Source organism: Aquirufa sp. 5-AUSEE-100C1 (assembly GCF_054558655.1).
This window is the reverse complement of sequence record NZ_JBPXKO010000004.1, coordinates 277,286-293,601: the sequence shown is the minus strand read 5'-3', so window position 1 is coordinate 293,601 and position 16,316 is coordinate 277,286. Positions and strand designations below refer to the sequence as shown.

Genomic DNA, 16,316 nt, shown 5'->3' with positions numbered 1-16,316 from the left:
GGTAAACGCTACCGAGGTTTTGCCCCCCGAAAGCGTTACGCAAAAAACAGATTTTTCACCAGTCTCAATACCTAAAACCTGATATTTTTCGCTTAAATCCCCCATATTCTGCGCTTTTTCACTCTTTTTTTGCCTATTTTTGCCGCTTAGGTTGTTGGGGTTCTGTCCCCGACAACCTGCTAAAAACACACTAAAATCATGAAGAAACTTATATTATTCCTATTATTAGGATGGAGCTTACAAGCGCAAGATTTACGCGTGGAGCCTTTGAACTGGTGGGTGGGCATGAAGAACCCCAAATTGCAATTACTCATTCACGGAAAGGATCTCCAAGGTTCCGATGTCATTGCCGCTAAGTCGGGCTTAAAGGTACTTAAAGTGCATCAAGCAGATAGTCCGAATTACTTATTTGTGGATTGTGAGGTAGCCTCTAATGCGGTGGCTGGAACATATCCTTTAGATATCAAAAAGGATAATAAAGTCATTCATCACATCGATTACAAACTTGAGGCGCGTACACCCAATTCTGCGAATCGTCCATCCTACAGCACGAAGGATGTTATCTATTTAATCACGCCGGATCGCTTTGCAAACGGCGATCCGAGCAATGATGCAAAACCGGGATACCGTGAACCGAATCCCGCGCGAAATGAAATGTACGGTCGGCATGGTGGGGACTTAAAAGGAATCATTGATCGTTTGCCTTACATCCATGACATGGGCTTTACGGCGATTTGGAATATGCCGGTCATGGCGAATGACCAAGCGAAGGAGAGTTACCATGGCTATGCGATTACGGATCATTACTTGATTGATCCGCGTTTTGGGACGAATCAACAATACAAGGAGTTAGCTGAGAAAGCGAATCAAAAGGGTATTAAACTTATCATGGATGTGGTCTTGAATCACTGTGGGGATGGTCACTGGTGGATGAAGGATTTTCCGTTCAAGGATTGGATCAATTTTGATGGCAAATTTGTCTCAACGACCCACCGCCGTGAGACGGTTCAGGATCCACACGTATCTAAATTTGACGCAAAAATGCAGTCGGAGGGCTGGTTCGTTCCTGCCATGCCGGATTTGAATCAAAAGAATCCATTTATGGCGAATTATTTGATTCAAAATACGATCTGGTGGATTGAATATGCGCATTTAGGCGGCATTCGCATTGATACCTATCCATATTCGGATAAGTATTTTGCGGCCAGATGGTCGGACGCGGTATTGGATGAATATCCGAATTTAAACATGGTGGGCGAGGAGTGGTCTTCGAACCCGATCATTACGTCTTACTGGCAAAAGGGTAAGGTGAATCGCGATGGATTTAAATCGTCTTTGCCGGCCTTGATGGACTTTCCGTTGCAGAATGCCTTATCGGAGGCGATGAACGAGAATGATCAGGAATGGGGCAAAGGTTTGAATAAGATTTATTCGGTGATTTCGAATGATTTGATTTATGCGAATCCGGATAATTTGGTGGTCTTTGGAGATAACCATGACATGTCGCGTTTTTATTCGCAGGTAAGACATGATCAGGCTTTATTCCGAATGGGAATTACCTATTTAATGACAACGCGTGGAATTCCACAGATTTTCTATGGAACCGAAATTTTGATGTCGAATCCGAAGAGCAATGAACATGGGGAGATTCGTGGGGACTTTTACGGCGGTTGGCTCGGCGATGCCAAAGATGCGGTAACGCAGCGCGGATTTACGGAGGATGAGAAAAGTACGCAAGATTTCTTCAAGAAATTGTTGAACTGGCGTAAAAACAACGCGGTGATTCATGAGGGTAAATTGACGCATTTTGGTCCTGAAAATGGGGTCTATGTATACTTCCGTCATTCGGAGAAGGGGAAAGTGATGGTGGTGATGAATAAGAATGCGAAGACGATGAATTTGAATATGGATCGTTTTGCGGAGTTGGTTAAGCCGGGCGCGCAGATTCAGGAAGTTATTTCGGGGAAATCGCAAGTGCTTGGCAGTCAGTTGGATGTACCAGCGAAGTCGGCATTAGTGTTTGAAGTAAAATAATTGACCGTTAGATAAGTATCTTTTTTCCGAGACCTGTTGTAGGGCTATTTTTGAAACAGTATCGTTTCTAAAAATAGTTTTATGCAACAGGTCTTTACTCGTTTTGGTGGTGCTATCATCGCATCCTTATTTATTTTTTCTTCATTCTTGTTTTCGGGGTGTAGCCATCAAATCAAAACAGGAATGGGTGGATTTGCGGACATTTCATTAAATCGAAATTCCTCGGAATATGACATTAAGCGGTTGCCGGAAATTTCGGGCTCTGGAAATGCTATCATGGGAATTCCTTATACAAGTAGTAACGCAGCCAAAAATAAAACGGGTTTTGTATTTCGTTTTAATGGCGTTGAATTAGGTCGTGTTCCCCGAATTTTCCCAATTTTAACTTTACTTGGATCTACTTTGTTATTGGGTGATGAGATTCAAAAATATGTTGGTTTAAAGGATAAACCTAAAAGTTATGATGACTACAAGCTTAGTTATGGCGTTTCTTGTTTGATAGCCTTACCTGTAACTGGATTTGTCAATAATCTCACATGGAACAACATCGCTTATAAGAACTTGATGCATGAGATGAATTATCAATTAGTTGATCAGAATCCTGATATTGATGTATTTGCTAGCCCTAAATATTTAGTCAATAATAAGTGGGGTGTCTGGACTCAGAATGCGGATGCCAAAGTGAATGTATTAGGTGCTCGAATCCGTACGGAGCGTGTGGTTGTTCCAAAACCTTAAGACGGAACAAGATGTCTTATTTATGTCGTCATTTTTTTGGTTGCGTTTTACTGCTACTCGTTGGCACTTATTACGCACAGGCTCAGGAAATATCCAATCTACAGGTGGGTTACGTTCCGGCCATTAAGCGCTTTGAGGTTTATTTCGATTTAGATGTACCTTCTCAAAAGGAGGTGGATTTGCGACTTTATATTCAGGAGTTTCCGGAAGGTGCTCGTAAACAAATCGATCCCTCTAAAATTCATGGTTTAAGTTTGAAAGGGCTGAAGGCGGGCTATAATTATTATTTCCAGGTGGAGACTGGCGATTTAACGTTAGCACCTACTGAATATGTTTTTCAGTTAACACCTACGGTTTTATTAGAACGGGGACAGTTTCAAAAGGTGGATAGTTCGAATGTCAAAGTTGCGGTAGAGGAGGTTCCTAGGAAGCCCATCCAACTGATTAAGCCGATTGAACAAAATTTGACCTATGCCACCCTAGGAATTAGTCCGTTTTCACCGGGAGGCGAGCAATCGAATTTAACGTTATCGGCGCATGTCGGAAAAATTCAAGGAGGTTGGGGCTATGGATTAACGGTGCTTTATGGTTTGGAAGGGGCTCCTTCCACAAATTATACCGCCACGGGAACCTTGATCGATAAATACACAACACCCAATTCGAACTATAAATTCACCAAGGAAACGAAAACCACTCGTCTTTCAGTCATTCCTTCTTTTCTGTATGGAATGAATGAGCACATTTACCTGAGAGCGGGTATGGGCTATGGTTCTCGTTCCTTGTACTGGGCAGCGGATGAGTTTAATTTTGCCGGAACGAAAACAGGTAGTATCTGGGCTAAAAATTCTTATGCGAGTTTATCCGGTTTGGAACTTGAAGGGGGGATTAATTTAATATTCAAACGAATCCATATTGCCTCAGGTATTAATTATTTAGGCCTTTTAAAATCCGCTGATACCAAAGCTTATTCAGACGTTTGGTTAAGTTTTGGATTAAATTTTTAAGATATGAGAAATAGCTTTCTTGTTTGGTTGGTTTTCGTGTTGATAGCTTGCGAGAAGGATCCTGAAATTCCAGTAGGAAAAGGTAATTTCGTCAATGTTGCGACAAGTTCCGTAACGAATGTACAAGATACGCGTGCGACCACGGGCATTAGTATTTCTAACCTATCGCCGACCTATGTTGTACAAGAGCGGGGGATTTGCTGGGGATTAAATTCAAATCCTACCATCGATAATTTGAGTATCCTAACCAATGTCAATGTTGCTTCCGTGAACCTCTTTGATTTGCTACCGGGTCGGAAATATTATGTCCGTGCCTTTGCTAAAATTAATGGTAATTATACCTATGGCGATCAGCGGGAATTCTTTACTTCGAGCAATTCATCCTTATCAAATGGTTTGGTGACTTATTTGCCCCTGAATGAGGATTCGAAGGACTATTCAAGTACCGGGAATAATCTGACGGGTAATGCGGTGAAAACCTTTGGACGTACAGGAGTAAGAAATTCAGCTTATGCGTTCAATGGGTCGAATAGTTATTTGACCTTAAGCTCACCGAGGAACTTGCCAAGTAATAACTCAGCCTATTCGATTTCTGTTTGGTTTAAAGCCAATGTGTGGAACAGGGAAATGGCTATTTTTGGTTATGGCCCTTCGGGTACTCCAGCCGCAAGTAATTACATGAAGACGATGCCATCAGCGGGTTTGTTGCATTATCACTGGAATTTAGATTTCACCCTCACTCGAAACCTTTATACAAATGCCTGGACACATGTCGTTATTACCTATGACGGTGCCACGGAGCGTTATTATCTGAATGGTCAGTTGATCAATACCTGGTCACATCCAGCAAGTCCTTTGTTCGTCAATCCCACTATTTTATCGATCGGTGCTCGGGTCGTTAACCTAGCCGCGAATGATGTGAGGGAATATTTTAATGGATCAATCGATGAGTTAAGAATTTATAACCGCGTCATTTCCCAAGCTGAGGTATCTACGCTTTATAGCTTATAAAGTTTCGGAATTCGAGCCTTGACATTTGAAATTTAATTGGAAGCGACTATCTTGGATTTACAAAGCCCTGAATAGGCCCTAGTTCTAATTGATATCAAATGAAACGCTTCTGGCCCTTACTAGGTCTTTGGTTGTTGCTGTCCCTTGGGGTACGGGCTGATGATTCCTTTGTCCCGACCAAGTTTTCGCGTGATATTCGTTATCGAAATCCCCAGTTTCTCTGGTTAACATGGGATGATGCTTTTCGTAAGGAGGCCAATTATTTTTCCTATGCCAATGTCGGCGATTTAGAGCGAATCTTAGAAACGCATTGGGCGTCCGCTCGAAAGAAAAATGAGGTTGATTTGATGGTCAAAGCGGCGATTCCTTTGTCGATGGTTTATCACAATCAGGCTAAATTTACCCAGGGCCTGCCATTTCTTGAGTTTTTATTTCGGAATAAAAAGCATGTTCCCGACTACTATTGGCGGCATATTCTGATCAAATTAGAGGAGGAATACCGCGGGAAGAATGACATCGAAAAGGCGATACCCATTCGTCAATTGCGAATAGAGTCGGGCTATGTGAAAACCTTCTGGGAGATTTACCGAGAGTGTGGGCTTTTCGAGGATGCCTTACGCGATTTTCGTCAGTTTCAGCCTGTCCCACCTCCGGGCGATTATGGGCGCCTGTTTTATTTGTTGCGCTTGGGTTGGTTGTATACCGATGTCAAAAATTATCCCAAGGCCTATGAGACCTATGCGCAGGGCTATCGGGAGGTAGCAGCGGTGCGCGCTGCCGCGAAAAAGGGGATGTTTTTGCCCAGGGAATTGACCTATTGGGAGGGTTTGTTTACCGGCCAAATGGCCAATATTCAGATGTTGCAAGGGGATTACGATCAGGTCATTCCTAAATTAGCATTTGATATTCGTTTGAGTGGCGATAATCCTGATAATCAAATTGCGAAGTTGATTCTATTAGCTAAGGCTTATTTGCATTTTAAGCAGTGGAATGCAGCGAAAGTACAGCTCGATCGGGCCCGTTCGCTCATGGGTCAAAAAGTGGTTCCGCCGAGCAAGATGATGATGCTGGAGTCTTATGCGGATTATTTTCAATCCCAAAAACGATACGATTCAGCATATTACTACAGCAAGGCATTTCAGGCCGCGCAGGACACGGCCAATACACACATTAATCGGAATAAATCGATTTTATTATTGGGCCAATTGGAACTAGCCAAACACCGAGAGGATGCCTTGAAAACGAAATCGCAAGTGGAGGCCTATTCGGAGGAGGCGGAATTGCAGGATTTTCGAATCAAGATTTTAAGTATTCTCTTGGGTACAATACTTTTTGGGTCGGTGCTTTTATTCATCAATTTCCGACAAAAAGGCTTGTTGACCCAAAACCAAATCCAGCTTGATTTAGAATATGAACGCAATGCCATTCTACTCAAGGAATTACACCATCGTGTCAAGAATAACCTGCAAGTCATCTACAGCTTATTGAATCTTCAAAAGCGGCGCAGTAAGAACAAGGAGTCGATCGATTTGATTTTGTCTCTTCAAAATCGGATTCAAACCATTGCTTTGGTGCATAATAATTTGTTTCAATCGGATGAGATGGAGTTTGTTCAATTGGATCCTTACCTAAGGACCTTGGTGAAGCATTTGCAGCAAATGTATGTGATGGATGAGAAGCAGGAGATAGAAATTCAATTCGGGATGGATCCCAACATCTATCTGCGATTCGAGCGGATTGGAACCTTGGGATTGATTATTAACGAGATCATTTCAAATGCCTTTAAGTATGCATTTGTAGAAGGACGTGCTGGGGTGTTACGGATCGATGTCCAACAGGTCGAGAGCGAGGTGACCATTGAAATCGAGGATAATGGCCCAGGTGAAGTGGAGGAAATACAGCGGAATTCGAATTTAGGGATGCGACTCATTGTGATTTTAAGTGAGCAAATGGGCGCGCGATATGTGATGCAGCAAAGTAGTGGAATCAAACATTTAATCAACTTTCATGTCTAAATCATATGGAAAATAAGCGGATTTTAATTTTGGAGGATGAGGTTATTGTGGCTTTGGACATTAAGGAAATATTGGAAAATTTGGGCTATATGTGTCAGGTTTTTCATGATTATGCCGCAGCACTGGATGGGATTATTACATTTAAGCCACATTTAGCGATATGCGATGTGAATATCGGGGATGGTCCAACCGGGATAGATTTTGTGAAGCATGCGCAGTTGAATTCACCCCGACTGGCGGTGATTTATTTGACGGCATTTAGCGATCGGTCCATTGTGGAGGTGGCGGGCAAAACACATCCGGTAAATTACATCCTAAAGCCTTGGAGCGATCATCAGATTCGGGTGTCGGTGGAATTAGCTTTTGATCAGATGGAATCGAGGGTATGGGCCGACCACAAGTTGGAGGATCTCACGCATGCGGAATGGAAGATTCTGGAGCTGATTGCGCAAAATAAAAAGAGCAAGGAAATCGCTGAAATCTTATTTATCTCGGAGAAAACGGTGAAGAATCATCGTTATCACATCAGTAAGAAATTGAATCTCTCTAATGAGAACAATAGCTTACTCGCCTTTGCACTTAGTCATTTTGGGTATAAAAATGAGGCCTAGGCCTCATTGTGGAAGTGGTCTTGGGCTTGTTCCTTTGTAGGGTATTAAATCCTAGTTCTTAAACACTACACGAATACCTAACCCTAATACTTAAATTTTATGCGAAGCCTCTGCTAGGGATAGTGGGGGCTTTATTTATGAATTCATTAAAAAAGGACATCTCTCTCGAAATGTCCTTTTCTTTTGTCCGATTTGTTGTAGCCCCGGCAGGAATCGAACCTGCATCTTAGGTACCGGAAACCTACATTCTATCCATTGAACTACGGAGCCAGGATTGCAAATTTACGAAAACTTTAGGAATGGGCTATCAAAGTGCCGAGAAAGAATCGTAAGCTTTCTCGATTAACCTACTGCCAGACCTGTCGCCGTAATGGTGCTCGACTCTTGGTATTCGTAATCCGTGTTAATCTCCCACAAATTATTCTTTTTATTCGCCAAGATATTCTCCGCGGCCAAATGTCCCATCAAAATGGAGTGATCTTGGTTGTTGTACTTAAAGGAACCATAGCGTCCAATCAATTGCAGCCCCTGGAAGCCATCAAAAAATGTGGAGATGCGATCCAAGTGAAACTTATAATCCCCGAAATAAATGGGGTAGCATTTAGGAACACGCAGTGGATGAAATCCAATGGCCTCGCTTTCGGAGTCAATGAATTTACAGGTCAACAAATCTTTTAATGCAATCTCGCGAAGTGCCGCTTCATCCATCGACCAGATGGCATCATTCTCAAAACACCAATATTCCAAGGCCAAGACTGTATTGCCTTCATTTCCTTCCCGAATCTCAGGTACCCAGTTGTTAAAATTCGTAATCCGACCACATACGGCTGAATTATCTTGGATATACAACCATTGATCCTTAAACAGATTTTCCTTGCTGATATTTACGTACAAAATAATCGTGTTTCGGAACTTTAATGCCTTGGCGCTTTGCGAAATTTCTGCTGTTGCCGGTTCGAAGATATCGATTAGGTTATTGATCGGCATGGTACTGATCAAGTCCTTGCTTTCGATGACCTCGCCATCTGTCAAGGTTATTCGATACCCCGTATTTTCATTGAATTCAATTTTCTCAGCTGCCTTGTTGAAATGAATTCTACCACCATTCGCTTGAAACTTATCGGCCATCTTCAAATAAACCTCCCCATTGCCTCCCAGTGGATAGGCAAATTGATCCACCAAGGTTTTGTGATTATTCTTTTTTAAGGGAAGCAAAGAAAGTATAGCCTCTCCTAATGAGAATTTCTTTATTCGTTGCTCTGCAAATTCAGTGCCTAATTCCTTGCAGGAAATTCCCCAAAGCTTTTCCGTGTAATCCTTGAAAAAGATCGAAAATAGTCGGTAACCAAATCGGCTCACAACCCACGTTTCAAAATTATTAATCTTCTTTGGCGGACTAACTTTGGCTAAAAAGTAGCTAAATACACACAATATAGTTTCAAAAATCCCTAGGTTAATAAGCGCATTGAATGCCTTTAAAGGGTAATTGAAAAATTTATTTTTGTAATAAATCCGGGTGGTCCGATTGACCATCTTGTATTCCTTCTCTACCACCTCAAGCCATAACTTATTGATACGCGCGTCGCTCGAAAAAAATCGGTGGGGACCCACATCGACTGTTTGATTAAATAATTTAAAGGAGCGTGCCATTCCACCTACATGGCCCGAAATCTCAATCACATCAACCTGGTGTTTTTGGGATTTTGATAATTCATATGCTGCGGTTAAGCCAGCCGGCCCGGCTCCTAAAATGACAATTCGATTCATAGCGTAATAAAATACCGTTAAAGATATTAAGAAATGCGGAGAAATAGGACCTTTATTTATCTAACGTAAGCAGATAGACAGGGATAGACTTCGAATGATTCAAGGGTTTTACCTTAAATCCCTGCGCCCGAAATAGATCCATTTTTTTCTCCGGTGTCATCGGATCCGGGTAGCCCCAATCCACTTCATTGGATACTTCGATGATCGGAATTTGTAGTTTCTTAGCTAATCGCACCAAACGCATGAATTGAGCCGTATTTCGTGGGTCAACCAAGGTGACAAGGTGGTGATTTGGGTTGTCTAATTTTCGCGTGATGCTATGATTCCAGCCATCAAAATTGATGATTCGTAGTTCCTTGTTTTCCCGTTGGGTTAACCCTGCCACCGTTTCGTAATCATCTCGAATCAAGGCATTGGGTTTGCCAATGAGCCCATTCAAAAGACATAATCCCATACTTACTCCAAAGAACGAAAGAAAGGTTTTCTTCCGTTGGATTTGAAAGTCATTGTCCAATAGGAATCCTAGTAAAGGAATCCACAAAAAGATAAAGTGATGTGGCGCGCGTACTTTTCCCAAGACAAAAAAAGTCAGCGATAAAACCAGGAAGGAAAGAAAGTAAAGGATAGGCTTGAGTTCGCTTTGGTTTATTCCCCTTGCGATAAGCTTTCGGAGATATTGAAAACTTAAGCTGCCCAAGAAAAACAAAAACAAGAAGAAGCTAATGGGTAAACGGGATCCCAATTTGGGGTTGATGAAATAGGTGTAATCTAAATTGCGCTCCAAATAAAAACTGAAATTGAAATTATTCATCCACCGACCTATCGCAAACAATCGGTCCTCGAAGAATGCATGTGTTTGGGGCCAATCCTGTATCTGGTTTGGGAAATATCGAATGATATCAATTAAGGCTTGCATGTCCGTCGTTCCCCCAAGTATTTTTTGGGTTTGTAATCGGAATGGGAAACTCTCCTCGAGGTGGTAGATTTGGATTTGCGTATCCGTCCAAAGGTACATGAGAACAAAACCGAAAAATAAAGTCACGGAAGCAAGTAAGCCCAGCGTTTTTAGCGTGCGTAATCTGTTGAATTCGACGTTCGCCACGGAAAACAATAGAATACTCGGAAATAGATAGAGGTAAAATTGTTTATCGTAGAACCCAATAATCCATGTCAATCCGAGGCCGGCTAATACTAAAATCCTTTGGGGCCATTTTTCAGATAAGAAGTATTTTTCAACCAAAATTTTGGAAATCAGGTAACTCATTAAGGCCAAATTGACCGGCCCGCTGTCATGCAGGATTGTGATGTACAGCGGGATAAAAAGTAGAAGAATCCATAATTTTTCCCCCTTAAGTTTAAAGCCTTGAATGAGTAGTAGGAATAAGCTAATGAGCGATAGAAATGAATAGCAAAATTTGGCAATCTCAATCGGTAGTAATTTGTAAAAGGGATAAAACAAAATCCCCTGAATATTACCTAAATAGTTGAAGGGTAAATGAACTTGGAAATTCCCTGGAAAGATCTTGATGAATGCTTGGTAGCCATTCGTAAATTCATTGAGGTAGAAATTGGGTTGCTCATATTCCAAGTTGCTAAATAAAATGAATTCATCCGTGTGTGTGTGCATGCCCAATCCGATGCCAAATGCCAAGATGACAAACACCAAAATGGCTTTCCACGATTTTATGAATTCACTTATGTTCATGGTCGCTTAGGAATATTTTTCGAGTTGTCTGACCAAGACATTGAAATCTTTCGGATAGGGCGCTTCTACGGTGATAGGGCTGCCATCCATCAACTTAAAGCTTAGGCTATGCGCATGCAAGGCCACTCGTCGCATCAAGGGCATTTCTTCCGTATCTTTTTTGAGATGAAAATTGCGTTTTAGATCGGAGAGGTACACATCCTTCCCCCCATACATGTCATCCGCTACAATCGGAGCATGCAAACAAGTCAAATGGATGCGGATTTGGTGCATTCGGCCGGTAATCGGCATGCACTCCACGAGGGTATAACCTTTGTATACTTTCAACGATTGGAACCAAGTTTCCGCGTGTTTGCCATTCGATCGTGCAATAATCACCTTCCCATCTTTTAATGGCAGGATGGGTAAATTTACCAAAACGCCATCCCAGTCATGCATCCCTTCTACGACCGCATGGTAACGTTTTGCCGTTTCCCGATGTTCGAATTGCATGGAAATATGTCGGTAAGCCTCCGGATTTTTCGCAATCACCAAAGCCCCCGTTGTTTCTTTATCCAATCGATGTCCCACCTGCGCGTCTTCCGAATAGGCTTTGGCCATTCGCAAAATACTCGGGGCATAATCATCTTTCCGCTCATCCAAGGTCGCAATGCCTGAAGGCTTGTTAATGACGATGAAGTCTTCGTTTTCGAAAAGGATGTAATCTTGTAGTTTGTATTTCATAAAACAGTAATCAGTATTCAGTAGTCAGTGGTCAGTATTCAGACCGAAGTCCGAAGTCCGAAGGGTTTCAGTCCGAAGTCTGCAGTAATTAGTTCTTACCTCTTAGTTCTTATCTCTTACTTCTAACACGAAAAAGAAATCTTTCCCATCGTTACCCAAGGCGAATCCCCTAATCTGCGGTCTTTCGACGGATTCGGATCCATCAATGTTTCGTTGGCCAAAAGGGCGAATAGTACCGCTTCTTTGGCCGCCGAATGGATGCCTAATTCCTGCGAATCCGCTATGGAAAATCCCGGGAGTAATTCACGTAAATGTTCCATCAACAAAGGATTTCTCGCACCCCCACCACTTGCATATATATTTCCTTGGTGCAAACCCGTATAATCTTGAATGGCCAAAGCGATGCTTTCCGCCGTGAAGCGTGTCAAGGTCGCGATGACATCCGCCGTACTTAACTCTTTTGGTACCATTCCGTCTACCAATGCCAGATTGAAATATTCAGGTCCTGTACTTTTTGGAAAAGACTCGGAGAAAAAGGGACTAGCTAATAATTCGCTCAATAGCCCCTGATGCACGTGTCCGGAACGCGCTATTTGGGCGTCCTCATCATAGCTTAGTTTGGGGTAATTTCTTCTCACCCATGCGTCAATCAAGGTATTTCCGGGACCCGTATCCGTCACCAAAATCCCCTTCGGGTCTTGATTCGCCGGTAAATAAGTGAAATTACCAATGCCCCCTATATTCAATAGAATCCGTTCTTCCCCTTCTTTGGTAAACAAAAAATAATCCCCAAACATTGCCAACGGAGCACCTTCTCCACCGGCAGCGATATGTTTTTGTCGGAAATCGGATACGGTAATGATCCCAGTCAAATGCGCCAAATGATCCCCATCTCCAATTTGCAAGGTTGAATTCGGCAGTTCCCCAGAACGAACCGGTCGGTGCATCACCGTCTGCCCATGCGACGCCAATATATCGACCTCGCTGGGTTTAACCTTCCATGCTTTCAAAACATCTAAAATGATCGCCGCATGCATCCGTGCTATTTGAGCGTTTAGCGTGCTTAAGCTTGGAAAGTGAATGGTGTCTTTGGCGAAAACGTCTCGAATGGATTCCTTAAATGCTGCATCAAATGGCACCGAGGCAAAATGAACGACTTCACATTGGGTGTTTAAGCCTTGGCCACTAAACCGACAAAGCGCTAAATCGAGCCCATCCAGTGAGGTGCCCGACATTAAGCCCAAAATCATCCGACTAGGTTTTTGGGCGATGCGATATAATTGTTCGATCTGTGGATTCAATGGGTTATTAGATTTGACCTTTGGCAAACCTATCAGGATTGCCAAAGGTAAGGTCTACAAAGCTACAAAAAAATCCCCCATGCACATTTCAAAAATCATCAAGTAGCTGATAATAAATTGATAATTCCACGCATCGATTTCGTATCTTTGTAGCTTGTAATTTTTGAATCAAAAGTCTTATGGCACTTGATATTGTTATTGTTGGCGGAGGTATCGTTGGTCTCGCTACCGCACATCGTTTATTGGAAGCAAATCCAAAATTAAAAATTGCCCTTTTCGAAAAAGAAAAGATGGTTTCCATGCATCAGACTGGGAATAATTCCGGGGTGATTCATTCGGGTTTATACTACAAACCGGGATCATTAAAAGCGAAGAATTGCATTGAAGGTTATCATCAATTGGTCGATTATTGTACCAAGGAGGAGATTCCCTTCGAATTGACCGGTAAAATTGTGGTGGCCAGCACGGAGGCGCAACGACCTCAGTTGGAAAATTTATTCCAGCGCGGTCAAGAAAATGGTTTAGGAGGATTGAAGAAATTAAGTTTGTCGGAAATGCGCGAGCATGAACCCCATGTTATTGGGGTGGAGGGGATGTGGGTGCCGCAAACGGGTATCGTCGATTACCGAGCGGTTGCCGCTAAATTGGCCCAAGGGATTCAAGCCAAAGGTTGTGAAGTTCACTTGGGTGAAAAAGTTATCGACATCACCAAAGGTTTGAGTTATTCAATTGTAGAAACGGAAAAGGCCGTCTATGAAACAAAGCTGATCATTAATTGCGCAGGTTTGTATTCGGATCAAGTGGCGCAATGGACACAGCGCGAACCTTTGGACGTACGAATTGTACCCTTTAGAGGCGAGTATTTTAAGCTTCGCAAGGACAAGGAATATTTGGTAAAGAACCTTATTTACCCCGTACCTGATCCGAATTTCCCCTTCTTAGGTGTGCACTTTACGCGCATGATGCGCGGTGGGGTGGAGGCCGGGCCTAATGCCGTATTGGCATTTAAGAAGGAAGGGTATACCAAATTAGGTATCAATGCCAAAGAACTTTGGGATACCTTAACGTGGCCAGGCTTCCAAAAAGTAGCGGCCAAATATTGGGAAACGGGTCTGGGTGAAATATATCGTAGCTTTTCGAAAGCTGCCTTTACGAAGGCCCTTCAGGGACTTATTCCGGATATCCAAGAAAGTGATTTGGTCGAGGGGGGTGCTGGTGTTCGGGCTCAAGCCTGTGATCGCAGCGGAGGCCTATTGGATGATTTCTCGATCGTCGAAGATGAAAAGGTTATCAATATTTTGAATGCTCCGAGTCCTGCGGCTACCTCGTCTTTATCCATCGGAAAGACCGTGGCGGAAATGGCTTTGGCGCGATTTAACTAATTGTAGAGACGCGATACTTCGCGTCTGAATAAATTGTAGAGACGCGATACTTCGCGTCTGAATAAATCGGATACGAATTTTCGTGTCTTTGTGAAATAAACCCACCGCGACCTGTCGCGAAATACGCGACATATCGTAATACTCAATCGCGACCTGTCGCGAAATACACGTGATATCGCAAAATGCGTGCCGTATCGCAAAACCAGACGCGAAGTATCGCGTCTCTACATGAATTTAGAGATATGAAATTACTATTTGCCTACCTCAAACAATACCGCTGGCGCGTCATCGCGGCACTCGGTTTAGCCGCGACGAATCAGATTTTCTCTTTGATGGATCCCTACATCTTTCGGAAAATTATTGATGATGTTGCTGCTGTTTACCGTGTTGAGACACATACCATGTCGCAATTCATCGATGCGATTTGGCCATTAGCTCTGGCATCCGTGGGGGTCGCATTTGTGAGTCGGGTAGCCAAAAATTTCCAAGACTACATGATCAACACGGTCACCCAAAAAGTGGGGGCCAACTTGTATTCGGATGGCATTCGTCACTCCTTGGAATTACCTTATGAGACCTTCGAGGATCAACGATCAGGTGAGACCTTAGGGAAGCTTCAAAAAGTTCGGACGGATGTGGAGAAGTTGATTACCCTTGGAATCAACATCCTTTTTCAGTCTGTCATTGCCTTGGTGTTTATCTCCGTCTATGCCTTTTCGGTGCATTGGATGGTCATGCCCCTTTTCTTGATTACAGGTCCTTTAATTGCCTGGGTTTCATCGGTACTGAGTAAAAAGATTAAGGTCATTCAAATTGAGATTGTGAAAGAATCGACCGGCTTAGCTGGGTCGACCACCGAATCACTTCGGAACATTGAATTGGTGAAATCCTTGGGTTTGGCCGAGCAGGAAATCGCTCACTTGAACGCAACGACCGAGAAAATCTTAAAATTAGAATTAAAGAAAGTGCGCTACGTGCGTTCCATGGCCTTCGTTCAAGGAACCTGTGTGAACCTATTGCGCATGTTGATGGTGGTCGTTTTGATCTATTTAATCTACAAAGGCCAAATCACCATCGGTCAATTCTATTCCTTGAACATCTATTCCTTCTTCCTGTTTAACCCTTTACAGGAAATTGGAAACGTGGTCAACACATTCCGTGAGGCGGAGGTGTCCCTTCAAAACTTCGAACAAATTTTGGCAATTCCAGGCGAGAAGAAGCCGGATAATCCCAAGGCCATCTCTCACATCGAGGAGTTGACCTTTGATCATGTTTCTTTTCAGCATCAGTCGGCGACGCAAGAAGCGCTTTCCGACATATCCTTCCAGGTAAAAGGTGGCGAAACCATCGCATTTGTGGGGCCATCGGGGGCGGGTAAGTCGACCTTGGTGAAACTATTGGTGGGTCTATACCGACCGAAAAAGGGACAAGTCTTCTACAACGGCGAGTCGGGCGATGCGATCGATTTCGACCAATTGCGCAAGAAAATCGGATTCGTGACGCAGGATACGCAATTGTTTTCGGGATCGATTCGCGAGAATTTATTGTTCGTTAATCCCAATGCGACCGACGCGCAATGTTTAGAAGTGTTGGAGAAAGCGGCATGTCAGAGTCTATTGGCACGGGCCGACAAAGGTTTAGATTCATTAATCGGTGAAGGTGGGGTGAAAGTATCTGGCGGTGAGAAGCAGCGTTTAAGTATTGCGCGGGCCTTGTTGCGCGATCCGAACTTGTTGGTATTTGATGAGGCCACTTCCGCATTGGATTCCTTGACTGAAGAAGAGATTTCAGAAACGATACGTGCGGTCTCACAAGCATCTGAACACTTGACGATTTTGATTGCTCACCGCTTGTCGACGATCATGCACGCCACTCGAATCTATGTTTTGGAGAAGGGGAAGGTTGTTGAATCGGGAAATCACGATAGTTTGTTGGCCGATAAGGGATTGTATTACGCGATGTGGCGCCAACAAGTAGGGGAAAACAAATAATTTATTTTGTAATTCCTTGATTGGCCAACGATTG

12 protein-coding genes and 1 tRNA gene are annotated in these 16,316 nt (G+C 43.1%); 8 read left to right on the top strand and 5 right to left on the bottom strand.

All coding sequences use genetic code 11. The features are described 5' to 3' along the window. Window positions 1-198: 198 nt before the first annotated feature. The 6 genes from ACMH5P_RS11060 (at window position 199) to ACMH5P_RS11035 (ending at window position 7,413) form a co-directional block, all read left to right on the top strand. Window positions 199-2,034 carry a glycoside hydrolase family 13 protein gene (locus tag ACMH5P_RS11060; RefSeq protein ID WP_459494430.1) on the top strand — a complete coding sequence of 612 codons (1,836 nt, stop codon included), beginning with the start codon at window positions 199-201 and terminating at the stop codon, window positions 2,032-2,034. Between the two features lie 81 nt (window positions 2,035-2,115). Continuing rightward, window positions 2,116-2,772 (top strand): hypothetical protein, encoded by a 657-nt coding sequence (locus ACMH5P_RS11055; protein WP_459494429.1) that lies wholly within the window; start codon window positions 2,116-2,118, stop codon window positions 2,770-2,772. Between the two features lie 11 nt (window positions 2,773-2,783). Continuing rightward, window positions 2,784-3,776 (top strand): hypothetical protein, encoded by a 993-nt coding sequence (locus ACMH5P_RS11050; protein ID WP_459494428.1) that lies wholly within the window; start codon window positions 2,784-2,786, stop codon window positions 3,774-3,776. Between the two features lie 3 nt (window positions 3,777-3,779). After that, the gene (locus ACMH5P_RS11045) at window positions 3,780-4,787 is read left to right on the top strand and encodes a LamG domain-containing protein (RefSeq protein ID WP_459494427.1); all 1,008 of its coding nucleotides are present in this window, start codon (window positions 3,780-3,782) and stop codon (window positions 4,785-4,787) included. 98 nt (window positions 4,788-4,885) lie between these two features. Beyond that, window positions 4,886-6,802 (top strand): histidine kinase dimerization/phosphoacceptor domain -containing protein, encoded by a 1,917-nt coding sequence (locus ACMH5P_RS11040; protein ID WP_459494426.1) that lies wholly within the window; start codon window positions 4,886-4,888, stop codon window positions 6,800-6,802. A gap of 5 nt (window positions 6,803-6,807) precedes the next feature. After that, window positions 6,808-7,413: a DNA-binding response regulator gene (locus ACMH5P_RS11035; RefSeq protein ID WP_459494425.1), complete on the top strand. Its 606-nt coding sequence runs from the start codon at window positions 6,808-6,810 to the stop codon at window positions 7,411-7,413. A gap of 198 nt (window positions 7,414-7,611) precedes the next feature. On the opposite strand, the gene ACMH5P_RS11030 is transcribed toward ACMH5P_RS11035, so the two are convergent. The 5 genes from ACMH5P_RS11030 to ACMH5P_RS11010 all read right to left on the bottom strand — a co-directional run bounded on the left by ACMH5P_RS11030 (window position 7,612) and on the right by ACMH5P_RS11010 (window position 12,936). Then, window positions 7,612-7,683, bottom strand: a tRNA-Arg gene (locus ACMH5P_RS11030). 72 nt (window positions 7,684-7,755) lie between these two features. Continuing rightward, entirely contained in the window at window positions 7,756-9,180 is a 1,425-nt protein-coding gene (locus tag ACMH5P_RS11025; protein WP_459494424.1) for an FAD-dependent oxidoreductase, read from the bottom strand. A 52-nt stretch (window positions 9,181-9,232) separates the two neighbouring features. Then, window positions 9,233-10,885 carry a hypothetical protein gene (locus ACMH5P_RS11020; RefSeq protein ID WP_459494423.1) on the bottom strand — a complete coding sequence of 551 codons (1,653 nt, stop codon included), beginning with the start codon at window positions 10,883-10,885 and terminating at the stop codon, window positions 9,233-9,235. A gap of 6 nt (window positions 10,886-10,891) precedes the next feature. After that, window positions 10,892-11,608: an RluA family pseudouridine synthase gene (locus ACMH5P_RS11015; RefSeq protein WP_459494422.1), complete on the bottom strand. Its 717-nt coding sequence runs from the start codon at window positions 11,606-11,608 to the stop codon at window positions 10,892-10,894. A gap of 122 nt (window positions 11,609-11,730) precedes the next feature. Continuing rightward, window positions 11,731-12,936, bottom strand: a complete 1,206-nt coding sequence (locus ACMH5P_RS11010; protein WP_459494421.1) for an anhydro-N-acetylmuramic acid kinase — start codon at window positions 12,934-12,936, stop codon at window positions 11,731-11,733. 152 nt (window positions 12,937-13,088) lie between these two features. On the opposite strand from ACMH5P_RS11010, the gene lhgO reads away from it, so the two are divergent. After that, the gene (lhgO, locus tag ACMH5P_RS11005; RefSeq protein WP_459494420.1) at window positions 13,089-14,291 is read left to right on the top strand and encodes an L-2-hydroxyglutarate oxidase; all 1,203 of its coding nucleotides are present in this window, start codon (window positions 13,089-13,091) and stop codon (window positions 14,289-14,291) included. Between the two features lie 242 nt (window positions 14,292-14,533). Beyond that, window positions 14,534-16,282 (top strand): ABC transporter ATP-binding protein, encoded by a 1,749-nt coding sequence (locus ACMH5P_RS11000; RefSeq protein WP_459494419.1) that lies wholly within the window; start codon window positions 14,534-14,536, stop codon window positions 16,280-16,282. Window positions 16,283-16,316: the final 34 nt, after the last annotated feature.